Annotated in this window: 19 protein-coding genes; 8 read left to right on the plus strand and 11 right to left on the minus strand. The window is 66.2% G+C overall.

Annotated features, from left to right (window positions below):
• Nucleotides 1-216 precede the first annotated feature (216 nt).
• Genes ACFWU5_RS25125 through ACFWU5_RS25135 form a run of 3 tightly spaced genes read left to right on the plus strand, consistent with a single transcriptional unit; the run spans nucleotide 217 to nucleotide 2,758 of the window.
• Nucleotides 217-1,089 (plus strand): MetQ/NlpA family ABC transporter substrate-binding protein, encoded by an 873-nt coding sequence (locus tag ACFWU5_RS25125; RefSeq protein ID WP_379242166.1) that lies wholly within the window; start codon nucleotides 217-219, stop codon nucleotides 1,087-1,089.
• Nucleotides 1,086-2,096, plus strand: a complete 1,011-nt coding sequence (locus tag ACFWU5_RS25130; RefSeq protein ID WP_379269209.1) for a methionine ABC transporter ATP-binding protein — start codon at nucleotides 1,086-1,088, stop codon at nucleotides 2,094-2,096. The genes ACFWU5_RS25125 and ACFWU5_RS25130 overlap by 4 nt, the downstream gene beginning before the upstream one ends.
• On the plus strand, nucleotides 2,096-2,758 hold the full coding sequence (locus ACFWU5_RS25135) for a methionine ABC transporter permease (protein ID WP_379242168.1): 663 nt from the start codon (nucleotides 2,096-2,098) through the stop codon (nucleotides 2,756-2,758). Before ACFWU5_RS25130 ends, ACFWU5_RS25135 begins: the two co-directional genes overlap by 1 nt.
• A gap of 43 nt (nucleotides 2,759-2,801) precedes the next feature.
• On the opposite strand, the gene ACFWU5_RS25140 is transcribed toward ACFWU5_RS25135, so the two are convergent.
• Nucleotides 2,802-3,302, minus strand: a complete 501-nt coding sequence (locus ACFWU5_RS25140) for a DUF4189 domain-containing protein (RefSeq protein ID WP_379242169.1) — start codon at nucleotides 3,300-3,302, stop codon at nucleotides 2,802-2,804.
• 330 nt (nucleotides 3,303-3,632) lie between these two features.
• The gene (locus ACFWU5_RS25145; protein WP_379269211.1) at nucleotides 3,633-4,904 is read right to left on the minus strand and encodes a PucR family transcriptional regulator; all 1,272 of its coding nucleotides are present in this window, start codon (nucleotides 4,902-4,904) and stop codon (nucleotides 3,633-3,635) included.
• A gap of 157 nt (nucleotides 4,905-5,061) precedes the next feature.
• Here ACFWU5_RS25145 and ACFWU5_RS25150 point away from each other — a divergent pair, with 157 nt between their 5' ends.
• A complete protein-coding gene (locus ACFWU5_RS25150) occupies nucleotides 5,062-5,691 on the plus strand; it encodes a TetR/AcrR family transcriptional regulator (protein ID WP_379269213.1) in 630 nt (209 codons plus the stop codon).
• A gap of 62 nt (nucleotides 5,692-5,753) precedes the next feature.
• On the opposite strand, the gene ACFWU5_RS25155 is transcribed toward ACFWU5_RS25150, so the two are convergent.
• The 9 genes from ACFWU5_RS25155 to ACFWU5_RS25195 form a co-directional block, all read right to left on the minus strand.
• On the minus strand, nucleotides 5,754-6,179 hold the full coding sequence (locus tag ACFWU5_RS25155) for a DUF4189 domain-containing protein (RefSeq protein WP_379269215.1): 426 nt from the start codon (nucleotides 6,177-6,179) through the stop codon (nucleotides 5,754-5,756).
• A 146-nt stretch (nucleotides 6,180-6,325) separates the two neighbouring features.
• Nucleotides 6,326-6,760, minus strand: coding sequence for a DUF4189 domain-containing protein (locus ACFWU5_RS25160; protein WP_379269216.1), 435 nt, complete (start codon nucleotides 6,758-6,760; stop codon nucleotides 6,326-6,328).
• Between the two features lie 176 nt (nucleotides 6,761-6,936).
• Complete coding sequence (locus ACFWU5_RS25165) at nucleotides 6,937-7,350, minus strand: metal-sulfur cluster assembly factor (RefSeq protein ID WP_379269218.1); 414 nt, start codon at nucleotides 7,348-7,350, stop codon at nucleotides 6,937-6,939.
• The gene (gene sufU / locus ACFWU5_RS25170) at nucleotides 7,347-7,829 is read right to left on the minus strand and encodes a Fe-S cluster assembly sulfur transfer protein SufU (protein WP_379242174.1); all 483 of its coding nucleotides are present in this window, start codon (nucleotides 7,827-7,829) and stop codon (nucleotides 7,347-7,349) included. Before sufU ends, ACFWU5_RS25165 begins: the two co-directional genes overlap by 4 nt.
• Before the next feature lie 3 nt (nucleotides 7,830-7,832).
• Entirely contained in the window at nucleotides 7,833-9,086 is a 1,254-nt protein-coding gene (locus tag ACFWU5_RS25175; RefSeq protein WP_379269220.1) for a cysteine desulfurase, read from the minus strand.
• Nucleotide 9,087: 1 nt separating this feature from the next.
• A complete protein-coding gene (sufC, locus tag ACFWU5_RS25180; protein ID WP_379242176.1) occupies nucleotides 9,088-9,855 on the minus strand; it encodes a Fe-S cluster assembly ATPase SufC in 768 nt (255 codons plus the stop codon).
• Between the two features lie 31 nt (nucleotides 9,856-9,886).
• Complete coding sequence (gene sufD, locus ACFWU5_RS25185; protein ID WP_379269222.1) at nucleotides 9,887-11,065, minus strand: Fe-S cluster assembly protein SufD; 1,179 nt, start codon at nucleotides 11,063-11,065, stop codon at nucleotides 9,887-9,889.
• Nucleotides 11,065-12,501, minus strand: coding sequence for a Fe-S cluster assembly protein SufB (sufB, locus tag ACFWU5_RS25190; protein ID WP_379269223.1), 1,437 nt, complete (start codon nucleotides 12,499-12,501; stop codon nucleotides 11,065-11,067). Before sufB ends, sufD begins: the two co-directional genes overlap by 1 nt.
• On the minus strand, nucleotides 12,498-13,283 hold the full coding sequence (locus ACFWU5_RS25195) for a helix-turn-helix transcriptional regulator (RefSeq protein WP_379269255.1): 786 nt from the start codon (nucleotides 13,281-13,283) through the stop codon (nucleotides 12,498-12,500). The genes sufB and ACFWU5_RS25195 overlap by 4 nt, the downstream gene beginning before the upstream one ends.
• A gap of 266 nt (nucleotides 13,284-13,549) precedes the next feature.
• Here ACFWU5_RS25195 and ACFWU5_RS25200 point away from each other — a divergent pair, with 266 nt between their 5' ends.
• The 4 genes from ACFWU5_RS25200 to ACFWU5_RS25215 are packed head-to-tail and all read left to right on the plus strand — an operon-like array spanning nucleotide 13,550 to nucleotide 17,953.
• A complete protein-coding gene (locus ACFWU5_RS25200) occupies nucleotides 13,550-14,518 on the plus strand; it encodes a rhomboid family intramembrane serine protease (RefSeq protein ID WP_379269256.1) in 969 nt (322 codons plus the stop codon).
• Between the two features lie 11 nt (nucleotides 14,519-14,529).
• A complete protein-coding gene (gene mptB / locus ACFWU5_RS25205) occupies nucleotides 14,530-16,248 on the plus strand; it encodes a polyprenol phosphomannose-dependent alpha 1,6 mannosyltransferase MptB (protein WP_379269225.1) in 1,719 nt (572 codons plus the stop codon).
• Nucleotides 16,245-17,177, plus strand: a complete 933-nt coding sequence (locus ACFWU5_RS25210; RefSeq protein WP_379269226.1) for an ABC transporter ATP-binding protein — start codon at nucleotides 16,245-16,247, stop codon at nucleotides 17,175-17,177. The genes mptB and ACFWU5_RS25210 overlap by 4 nt, the downstream gene beginning before the upstream one ends.
• Nucleotides 17,174-17,953, plus strand: coding sequence for an ABC transporter permease (locus tag ACFWU5_RS25215; RefSeq protein ID WP_379269228.1), 780 nt, complete (start codon nucleotides 17,174-17,176; stop codon nucleotides 17,951-17,953). The genes ACFWU5_RS25210 and ACFWU5_RS25215 overlap by 4 nt, the downstream gene beginning before the upstream one ends.
• The last annotated feature ends 57 nt before the right edge of the window (nucleotides 17,954-18,010 follow it).

Genomic DNA, 18,010 nt, shown 5'->3' on the forward strand with positions numbered 1-18,010 from the left:
ATTTTTCTTCCCTAGACAAGAAGAATTATCGCAGGTCAGAGCACCTTTCGCCATTTCTGGTGCAGGTCAGACCCTATTTCCATGACCGGTCGAGGCTAGACGCTCGTCCCACTGTTCGCGAGGGTTTCGCTCACCGCAAGCTAAACCATTGTCGAGGGTTGGTGGTGGCGGCTTGGATGACCGAGTTCATCTTCTGCGAGTCATTCGGGAGTACAAGTGAAATTCCGTCGAGCGCTGGCGATCCCAGTGCTGATTGCCACCGCTGCCATCACCCTCACGGCGTGCGGTGCCGACGATGCGGCGTCGGGGACGGTGGTGCGGATCGGGACCACCGACAAGGACAAGGCTTTCGAGGTTTTCGAGCAGAAGGCCAAGGAGCAGGGGATCACGCTGAAGGTCACCAACTTCTCTGATTACAAGCAGCCCAATGTTGCGTTGTCGCAGAAGCAGATCGACCTGAATCTGTTCCAGCATCTGCAGTTCCTCGGCCAGTACAACGTGGCCAGCTCGGACACGCTGACGCCGATCGGCTCGACTTACATTGTGCCGCTGGGTCTTTACTCCAAGAAGCACAAGGCGTTGGCCGATATTCCGGCCGGTGGTGAGATCGCGATTCCCAACGATCCGACCAACCAGGCTCGGGCGCTGTTCGTGCTGCAGGCGGCCGGGTTGCTGAAGCTCACCGGCACGTCGGTGCAGCCGACTCCCGCCGACATCGACAAGGCCGCGTCCAAGGTGAAGGTGACGCCGGTCGACGCCGCGCAGACCGCGCTGTCGCTGCCGTCGGTCGACGGTTCGGTGATCAACAACACCTTCCTCGAACGGTCGGGCGTCGACCCGAAATCGGCGCTGTACAAGGATGATCCGAAGAATCCGGCCGCCGAGCCGTACATCAATGTGATCGTCAGCCGCGCCGAGGACAAGACGAATCCGACCTACCTGAAGCTGACGGAGATCTGGAAGGACCAGGCCGTGGCCACCGCGCACGCCGAGGTCACCAAGGACACCGCGGTGGCCGTGAATCGGCCCGGTCCCGAGCTGGAAAAGATCCTGGATCGGGTGCAGCAGGGCATCCGCACGACCAAGTGAGCGTCGAAGCGGCGGTCGAATTTCGTTCCGTCACCAAGGTTTTCGGCACCGACGCGGACCAGCACACCGCGCTCGACAACATCGATCTGCGGATCGAGCCGGGTGAGATCTTCGGCGTGATCGGCTACTCCGGGGCGGGCAAATCCACGCTGGTGCGGTTGATCAACGCGCTGGACAAGCCGACCTCGGGCACTGTCACGATCTCCGGCACCCCCATCACCGGGGTGCCGGAGTCGGCGGTGCGCACGTTGCGGCGCGATATCGGCATGGTGTTCCAGCAGTTCAACCTGTTCCGATCGCGCACTGCCGCAGGCAATGTCGAGTATCCGCTGAAGGTGGCGGGGTGGAAGCGGGCCGAACGGAAGGCCCGCGTGGCCGAACTGCTCGAGTTCGTCGGGCTCACCGACAAGGCGCGCGCCTACCCGGATCAGCTCTCGGGTGGGCAGAAGCAGCGGGTCGGGATCGCCAGGGCTTTGGCGACCTCGCCCTCGCTGCTGCTCGCCGACGAGGCCACTTCCGCGCTCGACCCGGAAACCACCGGCGAAGTGCTGCGACTGTTGAAGAAGATCAATGCCGAGCTCGGTGTCACCATTGTGGTGATCACCCATGAGATGGACGTGATCCGGGCGGTCGCCGATCGGGTCGCGGTGCTGGCCGAAGGACGAATCGTCGAATTGGCTTCCACCTTCGAGGTTTTCGCTGCACCGCAGGCCGCGCCTACGCGTTCGTTCGTGGCGACGGTGCTGCACAATCGGCCCGACGCGACGGAGCTGGATCGACTGCAGCAGTTGCACGGTGGCCGGTTGGTCACGGTCGATATCGATGACGACAGCGGTCTCGGCGCGGCTTTGGCTGCCGCGGCGGCTGCCGAGGTGCGGTTCGAGATCGTCTACGGCGGGGTGAGTACGTTGCAGGACAAGACATTCGGCAGCGTGACCCTGGCCTTGCACGGGCCCGATGCCGCGGTGGATCGCGTTGTCGCCGACCTGGAACAGAAGGTGGGCTGATGGAAACGAACTGGGAGAAGCTGCGGCCCACACTGTTCGAGGCGATCGGGACCACCGTGTACCTGGTCGGCGTGACATTCGTGGTGGCCGGGGTGATCGGGCTGGCGCTGGGCACCGCGCTCTACACCACACGCAAGGGTGGGCTGCTGGCGAACGCGCCGATCTACTTCGTGCTCAATGTGTTCGTCAATGTGGTGCGGCCGATTCCGTTCATCATCCTGCTGGCCGCGCTGGGCCCGGTCACGCTGGAAGTGGTCGGGACGACGATCGGGTCCGAGGCGGCGCTGTTCGTGATGATCGTGGCGGCCTCGTTCGGGATCGCGCGGATCGTGGAACAGAACCTGGTCACGGTCGACCCGGGCGTGATCGAGGCGGCGCGCGCGGTCGGCGCGGGACCGTTGCGGATCATTGTCACACTGCTCATCCCAGAAGCGTTGGGGCCGTTGATCCTCGGCTACACGTTCGTGGTGATCTCGATCGTGGACATCTCCGCGATGGCGGGCACCGTCGGTGGTGGCGGCCTGGGTGATTTCGCGATCGTCTACGGGTATCAGCAGTTCCAGTGGCAGGTCACGCTGGTGGCGGTGCTGATCATCATCGTCGGCGTGCAGGGTGTGCAGTTCTTTGGCAACTGGCTCGCCCGCAAGGTGTTGCGACGCTGAATACGGCAGGGGCACACGGTAATCGGGTGCCCCTGCCCGTTCATCAGACGTTCGCCGTGCAGGCCGACAGCACGACCCACGCCGCACGCGGCGACGCCGAACCCAGGTCGGGGAACGGCGGGGCGCTGAACCCGAGCACGTCCACCGCGGAACGCTCGGCCGCGGCCAGGGAGCGATCCCACGACCAACCGAACCGGTAGTCCGCGCCCTGCGCCACCGCGCCGCACGCGTTACGGAAGTCGACCACGATCTGACAGTCCCGCACTCCGCACTCATCCAACGCGGCATTGCGCGCCGCGGTCCAGCTGCCGTAATTGACCGCCGACGCGACCACGGCCTGCCCCGGCGACAACGCCATCGCCCCATACAGATCCCCGGCCGCGGCCTGGAACCCACCATCACGGGACACCGCGGTGAACCCCGGCACCTCAGCGATCGCCACACCGCTGGCACCCGCGGCAGCCGGCCCCGCGGTGGCCACGGTCGCCGCCGCCACCGCGGACATCACAGCCACACCCAGCGCGTACTTGCCCAGAACAGACATCAGAGATTCTCCCCATCGAAATGTCGACTTCTCGGTCGAAGCCGAACCAATCATGAACAGCCGTCGGCCACACCGGAAATAGTTTTCCGACATCACCGCGACCATTCCCGCGAAACCCGCCATAGCATCGACACATCATCGGCCACAACAGCTTTCACGATCCCGACGCCCGTTCCTCCCGAACCGTTCGTCCCCCACAGCCTAACAACGACCTCCGACAAGTACCGATCACCTGCGTGCGGTCCTCGACCCAACTCGATAGAAAAGGGCTGCGCATAAACGCATTTCGCCCACCCTGAGTAGGGGTGGGCGAGTCAGCGGGTGGGCTTTCTAGGCCGAGCGGATGTCCTCGAAGTCGGGGGCGGAGTAGGGGGTGCGGCGGGGGGTGGCGGTTTCGAGGGTGGCGGGGCCGGTGTGGAAGCTGCGGGCGATCATCGAGGAGCGTAGTTGCCACAGGCCCGAGGATTGGGCGGGGTCCAGGCCGGTGAGTTGGGCTACTCGGCGGAGGCGGTAGTCGACGGTGTTGGTGTGGATGTGGAGCAGGCGCGCGGTGCGTTGGCGGTTCATGTTGTTGGCGATGTGCACGCGCAGGGTTTCGTAGAGTTCGGGGTGGTTGTCGAGGGGGGCGAGGAGTTCGCCCAGGCGGGCGCGGCCGGGGCCGGGGCGGGTGAGCTGGTATTCCAGGGCCAGGTCGCCGAAACGGTAGAGGCCGGGGGCGCTGTCGAGGCGTTCGACCATGTCCAGGAGTTCGTGGGCGCGCTGGGCGGCGTCGGGGATCTCCTCGGTGGTGGCGGGGACCAGCGCGCCGGTGATGTCCACGCGCGCGGCGCGCGACAACGCTTCGACCAGCGCGTCGAGCTGCTCGCCCATCAGCAGGTCCGAGGGAATCAGCAGGGTGCCACCGTCGACCGACAGCAGTGCCAGCACCTGCTCACCGCAGCGATGCGCCAGCGCGGTCTGCACTCGGCGCAGCTTGCGGCGGGCCACCACGGCACCGTCCACGCGCGGGTTGTGCTCGTCGGGATGCTTGCCGATCGACAGGGCCAACACCGAATACGCTTGTGCGACAGTGATTCCGACCTCGCGCGCCATCGTCACGGTCGACTGACCGGCCAGCAGTGCCGACGTGAGCGTGTGCACGGCCGAGTGGTGTTCGCCGACCGCTTCGCGATGCTCGCGGATGTAGGCGCGAGTCACGGTGGTACACAACAGGTCCGAGATCTCGGTGGTGCGGCGGAAGCCGTGGATCAGGCTCGCGCGGTCGGCGTCGGCTACCTCGTCGTAGACCGCGTCGAACGCCAGGCGGAAACCCTCGTGGAAGGCGTGCAGGATCGTGTCGATCGGCACCCCTTCGCGCGCCCAGCCCGCCGCGGCGACCGCCAAGCGGTTCAGCTTGGCTTCCTCGTCGCGGCCGTCGAGCATCCCGCCGACGATTTCCAGACACATCCGGGTGACCGTGGTGACGTCACCGGAGATCACGTCGCCGGGCAACGTTCGGCAGGGCGCGACATTGTCGACGAAATGGCCGACCAGTTTCCCGGTCATCGCCCGCACGTCACGCAAGGGCTGCCACATGGTCGGCCCTTCCATTGGGATCGTCATCGTCGACTCCTCCTTCTACACCCCGGCACCGCCGGTGGTGGTTGTGCTTGCCGTGGTGTGGCCCGATGTGATGGCCTACACTGCGGTTTCTCAGTGATCATGACTCTAGAGTGAGCAACCGCTCACCTTCTACTCCTCTTTCCACCGAGGTCGATTGATGCCCACGCAGGCCGATAAGCAGCGCAAACGCCCCAAGCAGGACCGGGCGAAGGAAACCCGAACACGCATTCTCACGGTGGCCGCTCACCTTTTCGGCACCCGCGGAATCGGCAATACCTCCACCAACCGGATCGCCACCGAAGCGGGCATGAGCATCGGCACGCTGTACCGGTATTTCACCGACCGCGACGAGATCGTCAAGGAACTCACCGACGGCCTGTTCCTGCAGGTCGAGGAGCGATACAGCAGGCTGCTCAGCACCGGCGCGGACAAGACCCCGCGCGACGCGGTCGCCGAGGTGATCAGGATCGCGGTGGAAATCCTCATCGCCAACGGGCCGCTGGTGCGCGCGCTCGTGGCGGACCTGCAGTTCTACGGCAGCGGCATCCCGGAGTTCGAGCCGCGCCTGCGCATGATCCTCAAGCTGTACCTGATCCAGATGCTGGGCCCGACCCGCGGCCTCGACATCGACACGATGTCGTTCGTGGTGCTCAACGCCGGTTTCGCCACGGCGCTGCGTTCGGTGGAGATGGAGAACGAGGGGCTGGACCGCGACACGGTCATCGACCAGACCGCTGACATGATCGGCGCCTGGATCGCCCAGGTATCCGACGCCCAAAAGGTGTAGCGCACAAACACTTCGGGCCCGGATCCGCCCGATCGGATCCGGACCCTGCTGCTAGTCGATGATCAGCGCGCGTTCGCCGTGCAGATCACTTCGACGACGTGGGCGCCGCTGAGGGCGGACGAGCCGAAGTTGGCCAACTGAGCGGTCGGCGTGAGCTCGGACATGCGCTGGAACGCCGCCCGCTTGGCCTCGCCCGAGTTGGCACCCGTGCCCGACGCGACGCCGTCCTCACTTTCCACGATGGCGGCGCAGCCGTTGGCCCACGTCACCAGAATCTCGCAGTCGTCGAAGCCGCAGCTTTCGATCGCCTTGGCGCGCGCTTCCTCGCTGCTGGACCAGTTGACGCCGGACCCGTAGGCCCACTTCCCCACGCTGATCGCGACAGCGCCGTGCAGCCCCGCCGCACTCGCCGAACCGGCACCGAGCACCGACCCGGCCGCAAGACCCAGCGCCGCCACGGCGAAACCGGCCTTACCCATGAAACTCATTCGAAAGTTCTCCTCATACGAAACTGTTCCGGAACTCCGGAACCTTCAAGATCATCACCGAATGCCCGGTGATAGCCAACCTCAGGTGCTCGGTCATCGGGCCTTCGAGGTGCCGACCATGTCGAGCATCCGGGAACCGTTCACGATCAACCACGCACGTTCGACGTGCAGGCCACGTCGATGACCTTCGTGCCGCTGAAGTCCGAGGACCCGAAGTTGGCCAGGCGTGCGATCGGGACACCTTCGGACAGTTTGTCGATGGCCTTGCGCACCGCCTCGCCGCGGGTCGGACCTGCCGCGGCGGCAACCCAGCCTTGGTCGTTCCACACCAGCGCCCCGCAACCGTTGGCCCACACGGCCAGGATCTGGCAGTCCTCCACGGCGCAATCCTGCATCACCGCGGAGGTCGCCCCTTCCTCGCTGGGCCAGTCCCTCGTGCTCCAGCTTTCCCACAGCTGCGTGCTGAACGCGATCGCGCCCCACTTGCTGCCCGCGGCGTCCGCCGAACCGGCACCCAGCACCGACCCGGCCGCAAGGCCCATCGCCGCGACGGCGAAGCCGGCCTTACCCATGAAACTCATTCGAAAGATCTCCTCTGAAGACAGTTCCGAAAGTTCGGAACCGCCAAGATCATCATGAGCGACCAGTTATAGCCAACAACAGTGTGCGAGATCACGTTTGAAGGGTCGGCGGGCAATTTCCTCGCAGACGAAAGGGCCCGGATCCGTGCAGGATCCGGGCCCTTGAAAGTGCGGTGTTACACCGTGAAACCGAGGGCGCGCAGCTGTTCGCGGCCGTCGTCGGTGATCTTGTCCGGGCCCCACGGCGGGATCCAGACCCAGTTGATCTTCAAGTCCTCGACCAGGCCGCTGCGGACCAGGGCGTTGCGGGACTGGTCTTCGATGACGTCGGTCAGCGGGCAGGCCGCCGACGTGAGCGTCATGTCCAGGGTGCAGATGTTCTCCGCGTCCACGGACAGGCCGTAGACCAGGCCAAGATCCACGACGTTGATGCCGAGTTCGGGGTCCACGACGTCGCGCATCGCTTCCTCGAGGTCCTCGATCTGCTGCGCCTGTTCGGCCGTCAACTCGACGGTCTCGGCGACGACCTCGGCGGCCTCCGGTGCCTGGGCGGCCTCCGGGGTCTGTGTGGTATCGGTGCTCTCACTCATGTGGCAGACTCCCCATTTCCCATCGGTGCCTTGGATTCTTCGGCCGAACTGATCTGCACGACAGCGTCTTTGAACGCCATCCAGCCCAGCAGCGCGCACTTCACGCGCGCCGGGTACTTGCTCACACCGGCTAGGGCGATGCCGTCGCCGATCATGTCCTCGTCGCCTTCGACGGTGCCGCGGCTGGAGATCATCTCGCTGAACGAGTCGACCACCTTCAGCGCCTGCTGCACCGGCAGGCCGATCACCTGATCGGTGAGGATCGAGGTGGCGGCCTGGCTGATCGAGCAGCCCTGACCGTCGTAGGACACGTCGGCGATCTCGCCCGCGTCGTCGACGTGCACGCGCATGGTCACCTCGTCACCGCAGGTCGGGTTGACGTGGTGCACCTGGGCGCCGAACGGTTCCCGCAGCCCGCGGTGGTGCGGGTGCTTGTAGTGGTCCAGGATCACTTCCTGGTACATCTGCTCCATACGCATGACTTACGCGACTCCGAAGAAGCTCTTGGCCTTGCGCACGGCGGCAACCAGCGCGTCGACCTCGTCGAGGGTGTTGTAGACCGCGAACGAAGCACGCGCGGTGGCTGCGACACCGAACTTGCGGTGCAGCGGCCAGGCGCAGTGGTGACCGACGCGGATGGCGACGCCCTGGTCGTCGAGGATCTGACCCACGTCGTGGGCGTGGATCCCGTCGACCACGAACGACACCGCGCCACCGCGATCGATGTTCTCGGTGGGTCCGATGATCCGCACCCCGTCGATCCCGGACAGGCCGTCCAGTGCCGCACCGGTGAGCGAATGCTCGTGCGCGGCAACGGCATCCATGCCGAGGTTCTCGAGGTAGCGCACCGCGGCGGCCAGCCCGACCACCTGCGACGTCATCGGAGTACCCGCCTCGAAGCGCTGCGGGGGCGGCGCGTAGGTGGTCTTCTCCATGGTGACGGTTTCGATCATCGAGCCACCGGTGATGAACGGCGGGGTCTCCTCGAGCAGCGCACGCCGACCGTACAGTCCGCCCACGCCCATCGGGCCCAGCATCTTGTGGCCGGAGAACGCGGCGAAGTCGACGCCCAGCTCGTGGAAGTCCACCGCCATGTGCGGCACCGACTGGCAGGCGTCGAGCACGACGAACGCGCCGACTTGCTTTGCCCGGCGGACCAATTCGTCCACCGGAGCAACCGCGCCGGTCACGTTCGACTGGTGGCTGAACGCGAGAACCTTTGTCGCAGCGGACAGTTCGAGCGAATCCAGATCGATCCGACCGTCGTCGGTGATCCCGTACCATCTCAAAGTGGCACCGGTGCGCCGCGCAAGCTCTTGCCACGGAACGAGATTCGCGTGGTGTTCGAGCTCGGTGATGACGATCTCGTCGCCGGGACCGACCTTGTACGGGAACCGGTCGTCACCGAACGCGTTGGCCACCAGGTTCAGTGACTCGGTCGCGTTCTTGGTGAACACGATCTCGCCGGCGTCGGCGCCGACGAAGCGGGCGATATCGGCGCGCGCCTCCTCGTAGGAGTCGGTCGCCTCCTCCGCCAGCTGGTGCGCACCACGGTGCACCGCGGAGTTGCGGGTGAGCAGGAAGTCGCGCTCGGCGTCCAGCACCTGCAGCGGACGCTGCGAGGTCGCACCGGAATCCAGGTACACCAACGGTTTCCCGTCCCGCACCGTGCGGTGCAGGATCGGGAAGTCGGCCCGGATGCGGGCTACGTCGAGAGCTGGGACCGTCGCGGTCATGTCAGGCTCCAGTGGTCGCGGACGTGAAGCGCTCGTACCCGTTCGCGTCGAGTTCGTCGGCCAGCTCGGAGCCGCCTTCGGCGACGATCTTGCCGTTGACGAACACGTGCACGAAGTCGGGCTTGATGTAGCGCAGGATGCGGGTGTAGTGCGTGATCAGCAGCACGCCACCGTCGGTGCGCTCCTTGTAGCGGTTCACCCCGTCGGAGACGATGCGCAGCGCGTCGACGTCCAGGCCGGAGTCGGTCTCGTCCAGGATCGCGATCTTGGGCGCGAGCAGACCCAGCTGCAGCACCTCGTGACGCTTCTTCTCGCCACCGGAGAAGCCCTCGTTCACCGAGCGGTCGGCGAAGGCCGAGTCGATCTCGAGTTCCTTCATCGACTCCTTGACTTCCTTGACCCAGGTGCGCAGCTTGGGGGCCTCGCCGCGCACGGCGGTGGCGGCGGTGCGCAGGAAGTTCGACATCGACACGCCGGGGACCTCGACCGGGTACTGCATGGCCAGGAACAGGCCGGCGCGGGCGCGCTCGTCGACCGACATCGCGAGGACGTCTTCGCCGTCGAGGGTGATGGTGCCCTGGGTGACGGTGTACTTGGGGTGGCCCGCGATCACGTAGGACAGCGTGGACTTGCCCGAGCCGTTGGGGCCCATGATGGCGTGCGTCTCGCCGGACTTCACGGTGAGGTTCACGCCGTTGAGGATCTGCTTGGACTCACCCTCGGGGGTGGTGATCTCCGCGTGCAGGTCCTTGATTTCCAAGGTGGTCATCGAATCAAAATCCTTTGGGAAGTAGTGGGTGTCAGATGCCGACAGTGGCGAGTTCGGCCTCGATGGCCGCCTCGAGCCGCTCTCGGACCTCGGGGACCGTGACCTTCTGGATGATCTCGAAGAAGAAGCCACGCACGACCAGGCGGCGGGCGACGTCTTCGGGAATGCCGCGAGCGCGCAGGTAGAACAGCTGCTCGTCGTCGAAACGGCCGGTGGCACTCGCGTGTCCGGCACCGGCGATCTCGCCGGTCTCGATCTCCAGGTTGGGCACCGAATCGGCGCGCGCGCCGTCGGTGAGCACCAGGTTGCGGTTGGCCTCGTAGGTGTCGGTGCCCTCGGCGGCGGCGCGGATCAGCACGTCGCCGATCCAGACGGTGCGAGCGTCACCCTTGGGCGAGGACGGATCGCCTTGCAGCGCACCCTTGTACAGCACGTTGGACTTGCAGTTGGGCTCGGCGTGATCGACCAGCAGACGCTGCTCGAAGTGCTGGCCCGCGTCGGCGAAGTACAGACCGAACAGCTCGGCGAAGCCACCCGGACCGGCGTAGCGCACGGTGCCCGACAGACGAACCAGGTCGCCGCCCAGCGTCGCCGACACGTGGCGCAGGTTCGCGTCACGGCCCAGCTTCAGGTGATGCGCGGTGACGTGCACGGCGTCTTCGTTCCATTCCTGGACCGCGACGACGGTGAGCTTGGCGCTGTCACCGAGCACGAATTCGACGTTCTCGGCGTAGGTTCCGCTGCCGCGCTGGTCGATGACCACGGTGGCGACGGCGAAGTTGTCCAGGCGGATCTGCAGGTGACCGTAGGCGGTCTTGCCCTCACCGGGACCGGTGATGGTCACCGTAACCGGGTCCGACACTTCGGTTTCCGGGCCGACCGTGATCACGGTCGCCTCGGAGAAACCCGAATAGGCCTGAGCGGCAACACGATCGGCGGGAGTACCGCCCTGGCCGAGGCGAGAGTCGGTGCGGCCCACCGTTTCCACGGTGACACCGGCGACTTCGCTCACCTCGACGGTGGCGACACCGTCGGCGACAGCGGTGCCGTCGTGCAGGCCGCGCAGGCGGCGCAGCGGGGTGAACCGCCACGCCTCGTCGCGACCCGACGGAATCTCGAACTGGTCGACATCGAACGAGGTGAAGACCTCGCCCTTGTTGACCGCGGCGCCCGCGCCAGGGTTCTGGATCGGCGTCTCGAGCGTCGACATCAGCCCACGGCCCCTTCCATCTGCAGCTCGATGAGCCGGTTCAGTTCCAATGCGTATTCCATCGGCAATTCCTTGGCGATCGGCTCGACGAACCCGCGCACCACCATCGCCATCGCCTCGTCCTCGGTCATGCCGCGGCTCATGAGGTAGAACAGCTGCTCCTCGGAGACCTTCGAGACCGTGGCCTCGTGACCCATCGTCACGTCGTCCTCGCGGATGTCGACGTAGGGGTAGGTATCCGAGCGGCTGATGGTGTCGACCAGCAGCGCGTCACACTTCACGGTCGACTTCGACCCGTGCGCGCCCTTGTTGATCTGAACCAGACCGCGGTACGACGCGCGACCGCCACCACGCGCCACCGACTTCGACACGATGGTCGAGGAGGTGTGCGGGGCCAGGTGCAGCATCTTGGCACCGGTGTCCTGGTGCTGGCCGGGGCCCGCGAACGCGACCGAGAGGACCTCGCCGTGCGCGTGCTCGCCGGTCATCCAGACCGCCGGGTACTTCATGGTCACCTTGGAGCCGATGTTGCCGTCGACCCACTCCATGGTGGCGCCTGCCTCGGCCTTGGCCCGCTTGGTGACCAGGTTGTAGACGTTGTTCGACCAGTTCTGGATCGTCGTGTAGCGGCAGCGGCCGCCCTTCTTCACGATGATCTCCACGACCGCGGAGTGCAGCGAATCCGACTTGTAGATCGGAGCGGTACAACCCTCGACGTAGTGGACGTAGGCGTCCTCGTCGACGATGATCAGCGTCCGCTCGAACTGGCCCATGTTCTCGGTGTTGATCCGGAAGTAGGCCTGCAGCGGGATGTCGACGTGCACGCCCGGCGGCACGTAGATGAACGAGCCACCCGACCACACGGCGGTGTTGAGCGCGGAGAACTTGTTGTCACCGGCGGGGATCACCGAGCCGAAGTACTTCTGGAAGATCTCCGGGTGCTGTTTCAACGCCGTATCGGTGTCGAGGAAGATCACGCCCTGCTGCTCCAGATCCTCACGGATGGAGTGGTAGACGACCTCGGACTCGTACTGCGCGGCGACACCGGAGACCAGACGCTGCTTCTCCGCTTCCGGGATGCCCAGCTTGTCGTAGGTGTTCTTGATGTCCTCGGGCAGGTCTTCCCAGCTCTCGGCCTGCTTCTCCGACGAGCGCACGAAGTACTTGATGTTGTCGAAGTCGATGCCGTCGAGGTTGGAACCCCAGTTCGGCATGGGCTTGCGATCGAAGATGCGCAGCGCCTTGAGGCGCACGTCCAGCATCCACTCGGGTTCGCTCTTCTTCGCCGAGATATCGCGGACGACGGCCTCCGACAGGCCACGTTGCGCGCTGGCACCGGCCACATCGGAGTCGGACCAGCCGTAACCGTAGGTGCCCAGCGAGGCGATGGTTTCGTCCTGGGTGAGCGGTTGCACCTGGTCGGTAGGGGTCGTCATTCGGCACTCCTTCCGGAGTCGTTCGTACGTCCCGCCGCGGGCTGTGCGGCGGATGGGATCTTCGGCACCGCAACCAGCGGCACGTGGGTGGTGCAGGCGCAATCGCCGTTGGCGATCGTCGCAAGTCGCTGCACGTGGGTGCCGAGCAGGTCGCGGAAAGCGTCCAATTCGGCGGCGCACAACTGGGGAAACTCTTCGGCCACATGCGCGACCGGGCAGTGATGCTGACAGATCTGCACACCGGCGCCGACCTGACGGGTGGTGGCGGCGAAACCGGCCTCGGCGAACGCTTCCGCGATCTCCTCGACTTTGGCCTCGATCACCGGCGCGGTGTGGTCGGCGACGGGCTCGATGCCCTCGACGATCACCCGAACCCGTTTGCGGGCGAATTCCGCGATCGCGGCGTCGCCACCGATCTCACCGAGCTGACGAATCGCCGCCCCGGCCAGATCGTCGTAGGCGTGACCGAGATTCCCTCGTCCCGCCGCGGTGAGCTGGTACTGCTTGGCCGGGCGGCCGCGACCCTTCTGCTGCCACGGCGCCGATCGGCTCGCCCGAGCCTGACCTGCGTCGATGAGCGCGTCGAGGTGCCTGCGCACTCCGGCGGGCGCGAGACCGAGTTCGGTCCCGATCGCGGTCGCGGTGATCGGCCCCTGCTCGAGAAGCAACTGGACGATGGCCGCCCGAGTCTGCCCTTCCTGCGCGGCGGCCGCGGGCACAGCAGACGACCGAGCGCTGGTCGCCTTACGACCGTCACTTTCCACGCCTGTCCGCAAACCCACGGTTTTCACAACACCAGTGTGGCGGAATTACTTCCCTAAATCTAATAAGGGTCACCTTCCCAAGGCTGCCCTGACCTGCGAAGTCACCGTCCCCGCCGCCCCCAACCTCCACAAAACCCCAGGTACCGCCCCCACCCCGCACCCCATTCCACACCCCGAGGTGACCCATCGCACACACCCCCTCCGGCGCGACGCCGACCTGGTCGATTGATCACCACGCTCTGGTGGAGGGAATTTTGGCGAAATCGCACCATGAGAGCGTGGTGATCAATGGTCCAGCTCTACGGGGTGCGGTCTGGCACGATGGGAGGGTGTCCAATCCGCCTGTCGTGACTTGTGTTCGCCATCCTGATCGGTTTACCGGGCTCGCTTGTACGCGGTGCGGGCGGCCTGCTTGTTCTGAGTGTTTGCGGCCTGCTGCGGTGGGGCAGCACTGTGTGGATTGCGTGCAGCGGGGGCAGCAGGATGTGCGGAAGGTGCGCCCGGTGGGGACGGGTGGGCCGGTTCCCTTTGTGACGTACGGGTTGATCGCGATCAATGTGCTCGTGTACGTCATCACCGCCGCGCAGGCGGGTAGTGCGATGGACAACTATCGCGGGTCTTCGGTGTTCCGGGAGTTCGTGTTGGTGCCGCGGTTGGTGGCCGACGGCGAGTGGTGGCGGGTGATCGGGTCGGGGTTCCTGCATTACGGGGCCATCCACCTGCTGGTCAACATGTTCGCGCTGTATGTGGTGGGGCGGGATCTGGAACAGGCGTTGGGGCGGGCGCGGTTCGGGTGCGTGTACCTGGTTTCGCTGCTGGGTGGGTCGGCGGCGGTGATGGTGCTGTCGGATTCGATCACCGCGACCGCCGGTGCGTCGGGTGCGGTGTACGGGTTGTTCGGCGCGGTGACGGTGACGTTGCTGCGGTTGCGGCAGAGTCCGACGCCCATGTTGGTGGTCATCGGTGTGAATGTGCTGATCAGCTTTTCGATTCCGGGGATCTCGCTGTGGGGACACCTGGGTGGGCTGGCCGCGGGCACGTTGAGCGCGCTCGGGATTCTGTTCGTGCCCACGTGGATGTCGGCCCGTGACGAGCAGTCCGCTCAGCGCATCGGGTGGGTGGCGTTGGGCGCGGTGGCGGTGTTCTGCCTGGCGGTGATCGGCTTTGCCGCGATGTCGCTGCGGTCGGAAACGCCGGTGGTGATGATCGGCGCGGGCACTGCCGCGGCGGAACGAACGCTGTCAGCCCACTAGGCTCTGACCCCGTGGCGGTACTGGAGGGCGCGGCGCGCAAAACACTGGCGTTCGGGCGGCGAGCTCTCGGGCTCGACGTCAGCACGCCCGATCACACCGTCGCGGTGCTGCACCGCGACGAGACCGAACTCCCAGGACTGGACAAGCGCGAACGCGCGCAACTGGACCGGATCCGGTTGATGGGCGCGACCGGCGCGGTACTGATGGCGATCGCGGCGCTGGGCATCGGTGCGCAACCGGTGCACCAGAATCCGGTGTCGGGTGTGCGGGTGCTGGGTATTTTCGCGCGGGCACACACCGGGTCGCTGGCGATGTGCATGTTCGGCACCGCGCTGGTGATCGGGGCGTGGTTGTTGTTGGGGCGCTTCGCCGTTGGTGGTCTGGCGGGTTCGCCGCTGCACCGGCTGAGCCGCTCGCAACTGGATCGCACGCTGCTGCTGTGGATCATTCCGCTGTCGGTGGCGCCGCCGATGTTCAGCAATGACGTGTATTCCTATCTGGCACAGAGCGAGATCGCCGCGCGCGGTATCGACCCCTATTCCGAAGGACCGGTGGCCGGGCTCGGGATCGACAATGTGCTCACCAACAATGTGCCCACGATCTGGCGGGATACGCCCGCGCCGTACGGGCCGCTGTTCCTGTGGATCGGGCGCGGCATCGCGGAACTGACCGGGGACAACATCATCGCCGGGGTGTGGGTGCACCGGTTGCTCGCTCTCGCGGGTGTGGCGTTGATCGTGTGGGCGCTGCCGCGGCTGTCGGTGCGCTGCGGGGTGGCGCCGGTGAGCGCGTTGTGGCTGGGTGCGGCCAACCCGCTGGTGCTGTTCCACCTGGTCGGCGGGGTGCACAATGACGCGTTGATGCTGGGCCTGATGTTGGCCGGGGTGGAGTTGATGCTGCGCGCGATCTACGGCGAAGGCGGCAAACCCGACCGGCTCACGGCCACGAATCTGCCACCGTTCGACGCGCGCGCCTATGCCTTCTTGATCGGTGGTGCGGTGGTGATCACGTTGTCGTCGTCGATCAAGCTCACCTCGATCATCGCGCTCGGTTTCGTCGGGATGGCACTGGCCAGACGGTGGGGCGGCACGTTCACCGCGGTGGTCAAAGCGGCAGCTCTGCTCGGTGTAATCGCCGGGGTGACAACACTTTTCATCGGAATCGCCAGTGGACTGGGCTTCGGCTGGATCCACACGCTCAGCGTCGCCAACGCCGTGCGCAGTTGGATGTCGCTGCCCACCATCATCGGGATCGTCACCGGATTCGGTGGCGTGCTCCTCGGTCTCGGCGACCACACGACCGCGCTGCTGTCGATCACCCGGCCGATCGCGGGGGCCGTGGCGGCGTTCATCACCGTGCGGATGCTCGTGGCCACCGGCATGGGTCGCCTGCATCCGGTCGGCGCGCTCGGGGTTTCGCTGGCCGCGATCGTGCTGCTGTTCCCGGTGGTCCAGCCCTGGTACCTGCTGTGGGCCATCGTGCCGCTGGCCGCGTGGGCCACCCAGCCGGTGTTCCGGGTGCCCGCCGTGGCGTTCTCGGCGGTGGTGTCGATGCTGGTGATGCCGCGCGGTGCGGAGTTCCAGGTCTTCCAGATCATCGGCGCCGCACTGGCCGCGGTGATCTGCTTCGCGCTGTTCTTCGCGCTCACCCGGCACACGCTGCCCTGGCGGGCGCAGCCGGGGGTGTCGGCTCCGTCACAGCAGGGCAGCGCTTACCGTGTGACACCGTGACAAGTCGCCCAGGACCCGCCGTGTGCGTCGACGGCGTGGTCAAGCGCTATGGCGAGACCACCGCGGTGGATGGTCTGCGTTTCGACGTCGAGCCCGCCCAGGTCTTCGCATTGTTGGGTCCCAACGGTGCAGGCAAGACCACCACGGTCGAAATGTGCGAGGGGTTCGTACGGCCCGATGCGGGCACCGTCCGCGTGCTCGGTCTGGATCCGATCGCCGATTCCGAACAGTTGCGGCCGCGCATCGGCGTGATGCTGCAGGGCGGCGGCGCCTACCCCGGTGCGCGCGCGGGCGAGATGCTCGACCTGGTCGCCGCCTATTCCGCCGACCCGATCGACCCGGATTGGCTGCTGTCGACGCTGGGCCTACAGGACAGCCGACGCACCCCGTACCGACGCCTGTCCGGCGGTCAGCAGCAGCGCCTGGCACTGGCGTGCGCGCTGGTGGGCAGGCCCGAGATCGTGTTCCTCGACGAACCCACCGCGGGCCTGGACGCGCAAGCTCGGCTGATCGTCTGGGAACTCATCGACGCCCTGCGCCGCGACGGCGTGACCGTGGTGCTGACCACCCACATGATGGACGAGGCCGAACAGTTGGCCGACCACCTGGTGATCATCGACCACGGCCGGATCGTCGCCCAGGGCACGCCCGCACAGGTCACCGCCCACGGGGCCGCGGGGCAGCTCCGGTTCTGCGCCCCACCCAAACTCGACCTCGACCTGTTGACATCGGCTCTGCCGGAAGGCTTTTCGCCGCACGAAACCACGCCGGGCACCTACCTGGTCGAAGGCGAGATCACCCCGCAGGTGCTGGCCACCGTCACCGCCTGGTGCGCCAGGATGGACGTGCTGGCCACCGATATCCGCATCGAACAACGTCGCTTGGAAGACGTCTTCCTCGAACTGACCGGACGGGAACTGCGCGGATGAGCGACACCATGAGCCGTTTCCTGCCCGGCACCTTCGCCCCCGACCCGCGCCCGGCCTCGCGCGCGCAGATGCTCACCGCGCAGACCCGGCTCGAGCTGAAACTGTTGCTGCGCAACGGCGAACAGCTGCTGCTGACCATGTTCATCCCGATCACCCTGCTGATCGGCCTGACCCTGCTGCCGTTCGGCGACCTCGGCAACCACCGGGTGGACCGGATCGTGCCGATGGTGATGATGACCGCGGTGATGTCGACCGCGTTCACCGGGCAGGCCATCGCCGTGGGCTTCGACCGGCGCTACGGCGCGCTCAAACGACTCGGCGCGACACCGCTGCCTCGGTGGGGTGTGATCGCGGGTAAGAGCGCGGCGGTGTTGATCGTGGTCGTGCTGCAGGCCATGTTGCTCGGGGCGATCGGTCTCGCGCTCGGTTGGCGACCCGGTCTGGGCGGTCTCGCGCTGGGCGCGCTGGTCATCGCGCTGGGCACCGCCACCTTCGCCGCGATGGGACTGCTGCTGGGCGGGACGCTCAAGGCCGAGGTCGTGCTCGCACTGGCGAACATCTTGTGGTTCATCATGCTCGGCATCGCCAGCCTGGTGCTGGTCGACAGCCTGCCCGCCGCGCTCACCGTCGTCGCCCGACTCATTCCGTCCGGTGCGCTGGCGTTCGCGCTGGACAGCGCGTTGACCGGGTCGATCGACTGGTTCGGCGTGGCCGTCCTCGCGGCCTGGGGCCTGGTCTGCGGATGGCTCGCGACCCGACTGTTCCGCTTCCACTGACGTGACCAACGACGCACTGTAGTAGCCCTGGTATCAGCGCCGAATTTCCGGCCGGTA

The organism is Nocardia sp. NPDC058640 (assembly GCF_042716995.1).
Taxonomy (GTDB): domain Bacteria; phylum Actinomycetota; class Actinomycetes; order Mycobacteriales; family Mycobacteriaceae; genus Nocardia.

Excerpts from the sequence above, each read along its gene's own strand:
- ACFWU5_RS25140 (WP_379242169.1), bottom strand. The coding sequence starts at position 3,302 with ATGTCTGTTCTGGGCAAGTACGCGCTGGGTGTGGCTGTGATGTCCGCG.
- ACFWU5_RS25215 (WP_379269228.1), top strand. The coding sequence starts at position 17,174 with ATGAGCGACACCATGAGCCGTTTCCTGCCCGGCACCTTCGCCCCCGAC.
- sufC (WP_379242176.1), bottom strand. The coding sequence starts at position 9,855 with ATGACCACCTTGGAAATCAAGGACCTGCACGCGGAGATCACCACCCCC.
- ACFWU5_RS25135 (WP_379242168.1), top strand. The coding sequence starts at position 2,096 with ATGGAAACGAACTGGGAGAAGCTGCGGCCCACACTGTTCGAGGCGATC.
- sufB (WP_379269223.1), bottom strand. The coding sequence starts at position 12,501 with ATGACGACCCCTACCGACCAGGTGCAACCGCTCACCCAGGACGAAACC.
- ACFWU5_RS25145 (WP_379269211.1), bottom strand. The coding sequence starts at position 4,904 with ATGACGATCCCAATGGAAGGGCCGACCATGTGGCAGCCCTTGCGTGAC.
- ACFWU5_RS25155 (WP_379269215.1), bottom strand. The coding sequence starts at position 6,179 with ATGAGTTTCATGGGTAAGGCCGGTTTCGCCGTGGCGGCGCTGGGTCTT.
- ACFWU5_RS25165 (WP_379269218.1), bottom strand. The coding sequence starts at position 7,350 with ATGAGTGAGAGCACCGATACCACACAGACCCCGGAGGCCGCCCAGGCA.
- sufD (WP_379269222.1), bottom strand. The coding sequence starts at position 11,065 with ATGTCGACGCTCGAGACGCCGATCCAGAACCCTGGCGCGGGCGCCGCG.
- ACFWU5_RS25160 (WP_379269216.1), bottom strand. The coding sequence starts at position 6,760 with ATGAGTTTCATGGGTAAGGCCGGCTTCGCCGTCGCGGCGATGGGCCTT.
- ACFWU5_RS25175 (WP_379269220.1), bottom strand. The coding sequence starts at position 9,086 with ATGACCGCGACGGTCCCAGCTCTCGACGTAGCCCGCATCCGGGCCGAC.
- ACFWU5_RS25150 (WP_379269213.1), top strand. The coding sequence starts at position 5,062 with ATGCCCACGCAGGCCGATAAGCAGCGCAAACGCCCCAAGCAGGACCGG.
- sufU (WP_379242174.1), bottom strand. The coding sequence starts at position 7,829 with ATGCGTATGGAGCAGATGTACCAGGAAGTGATCCTGGACCACTACAAG.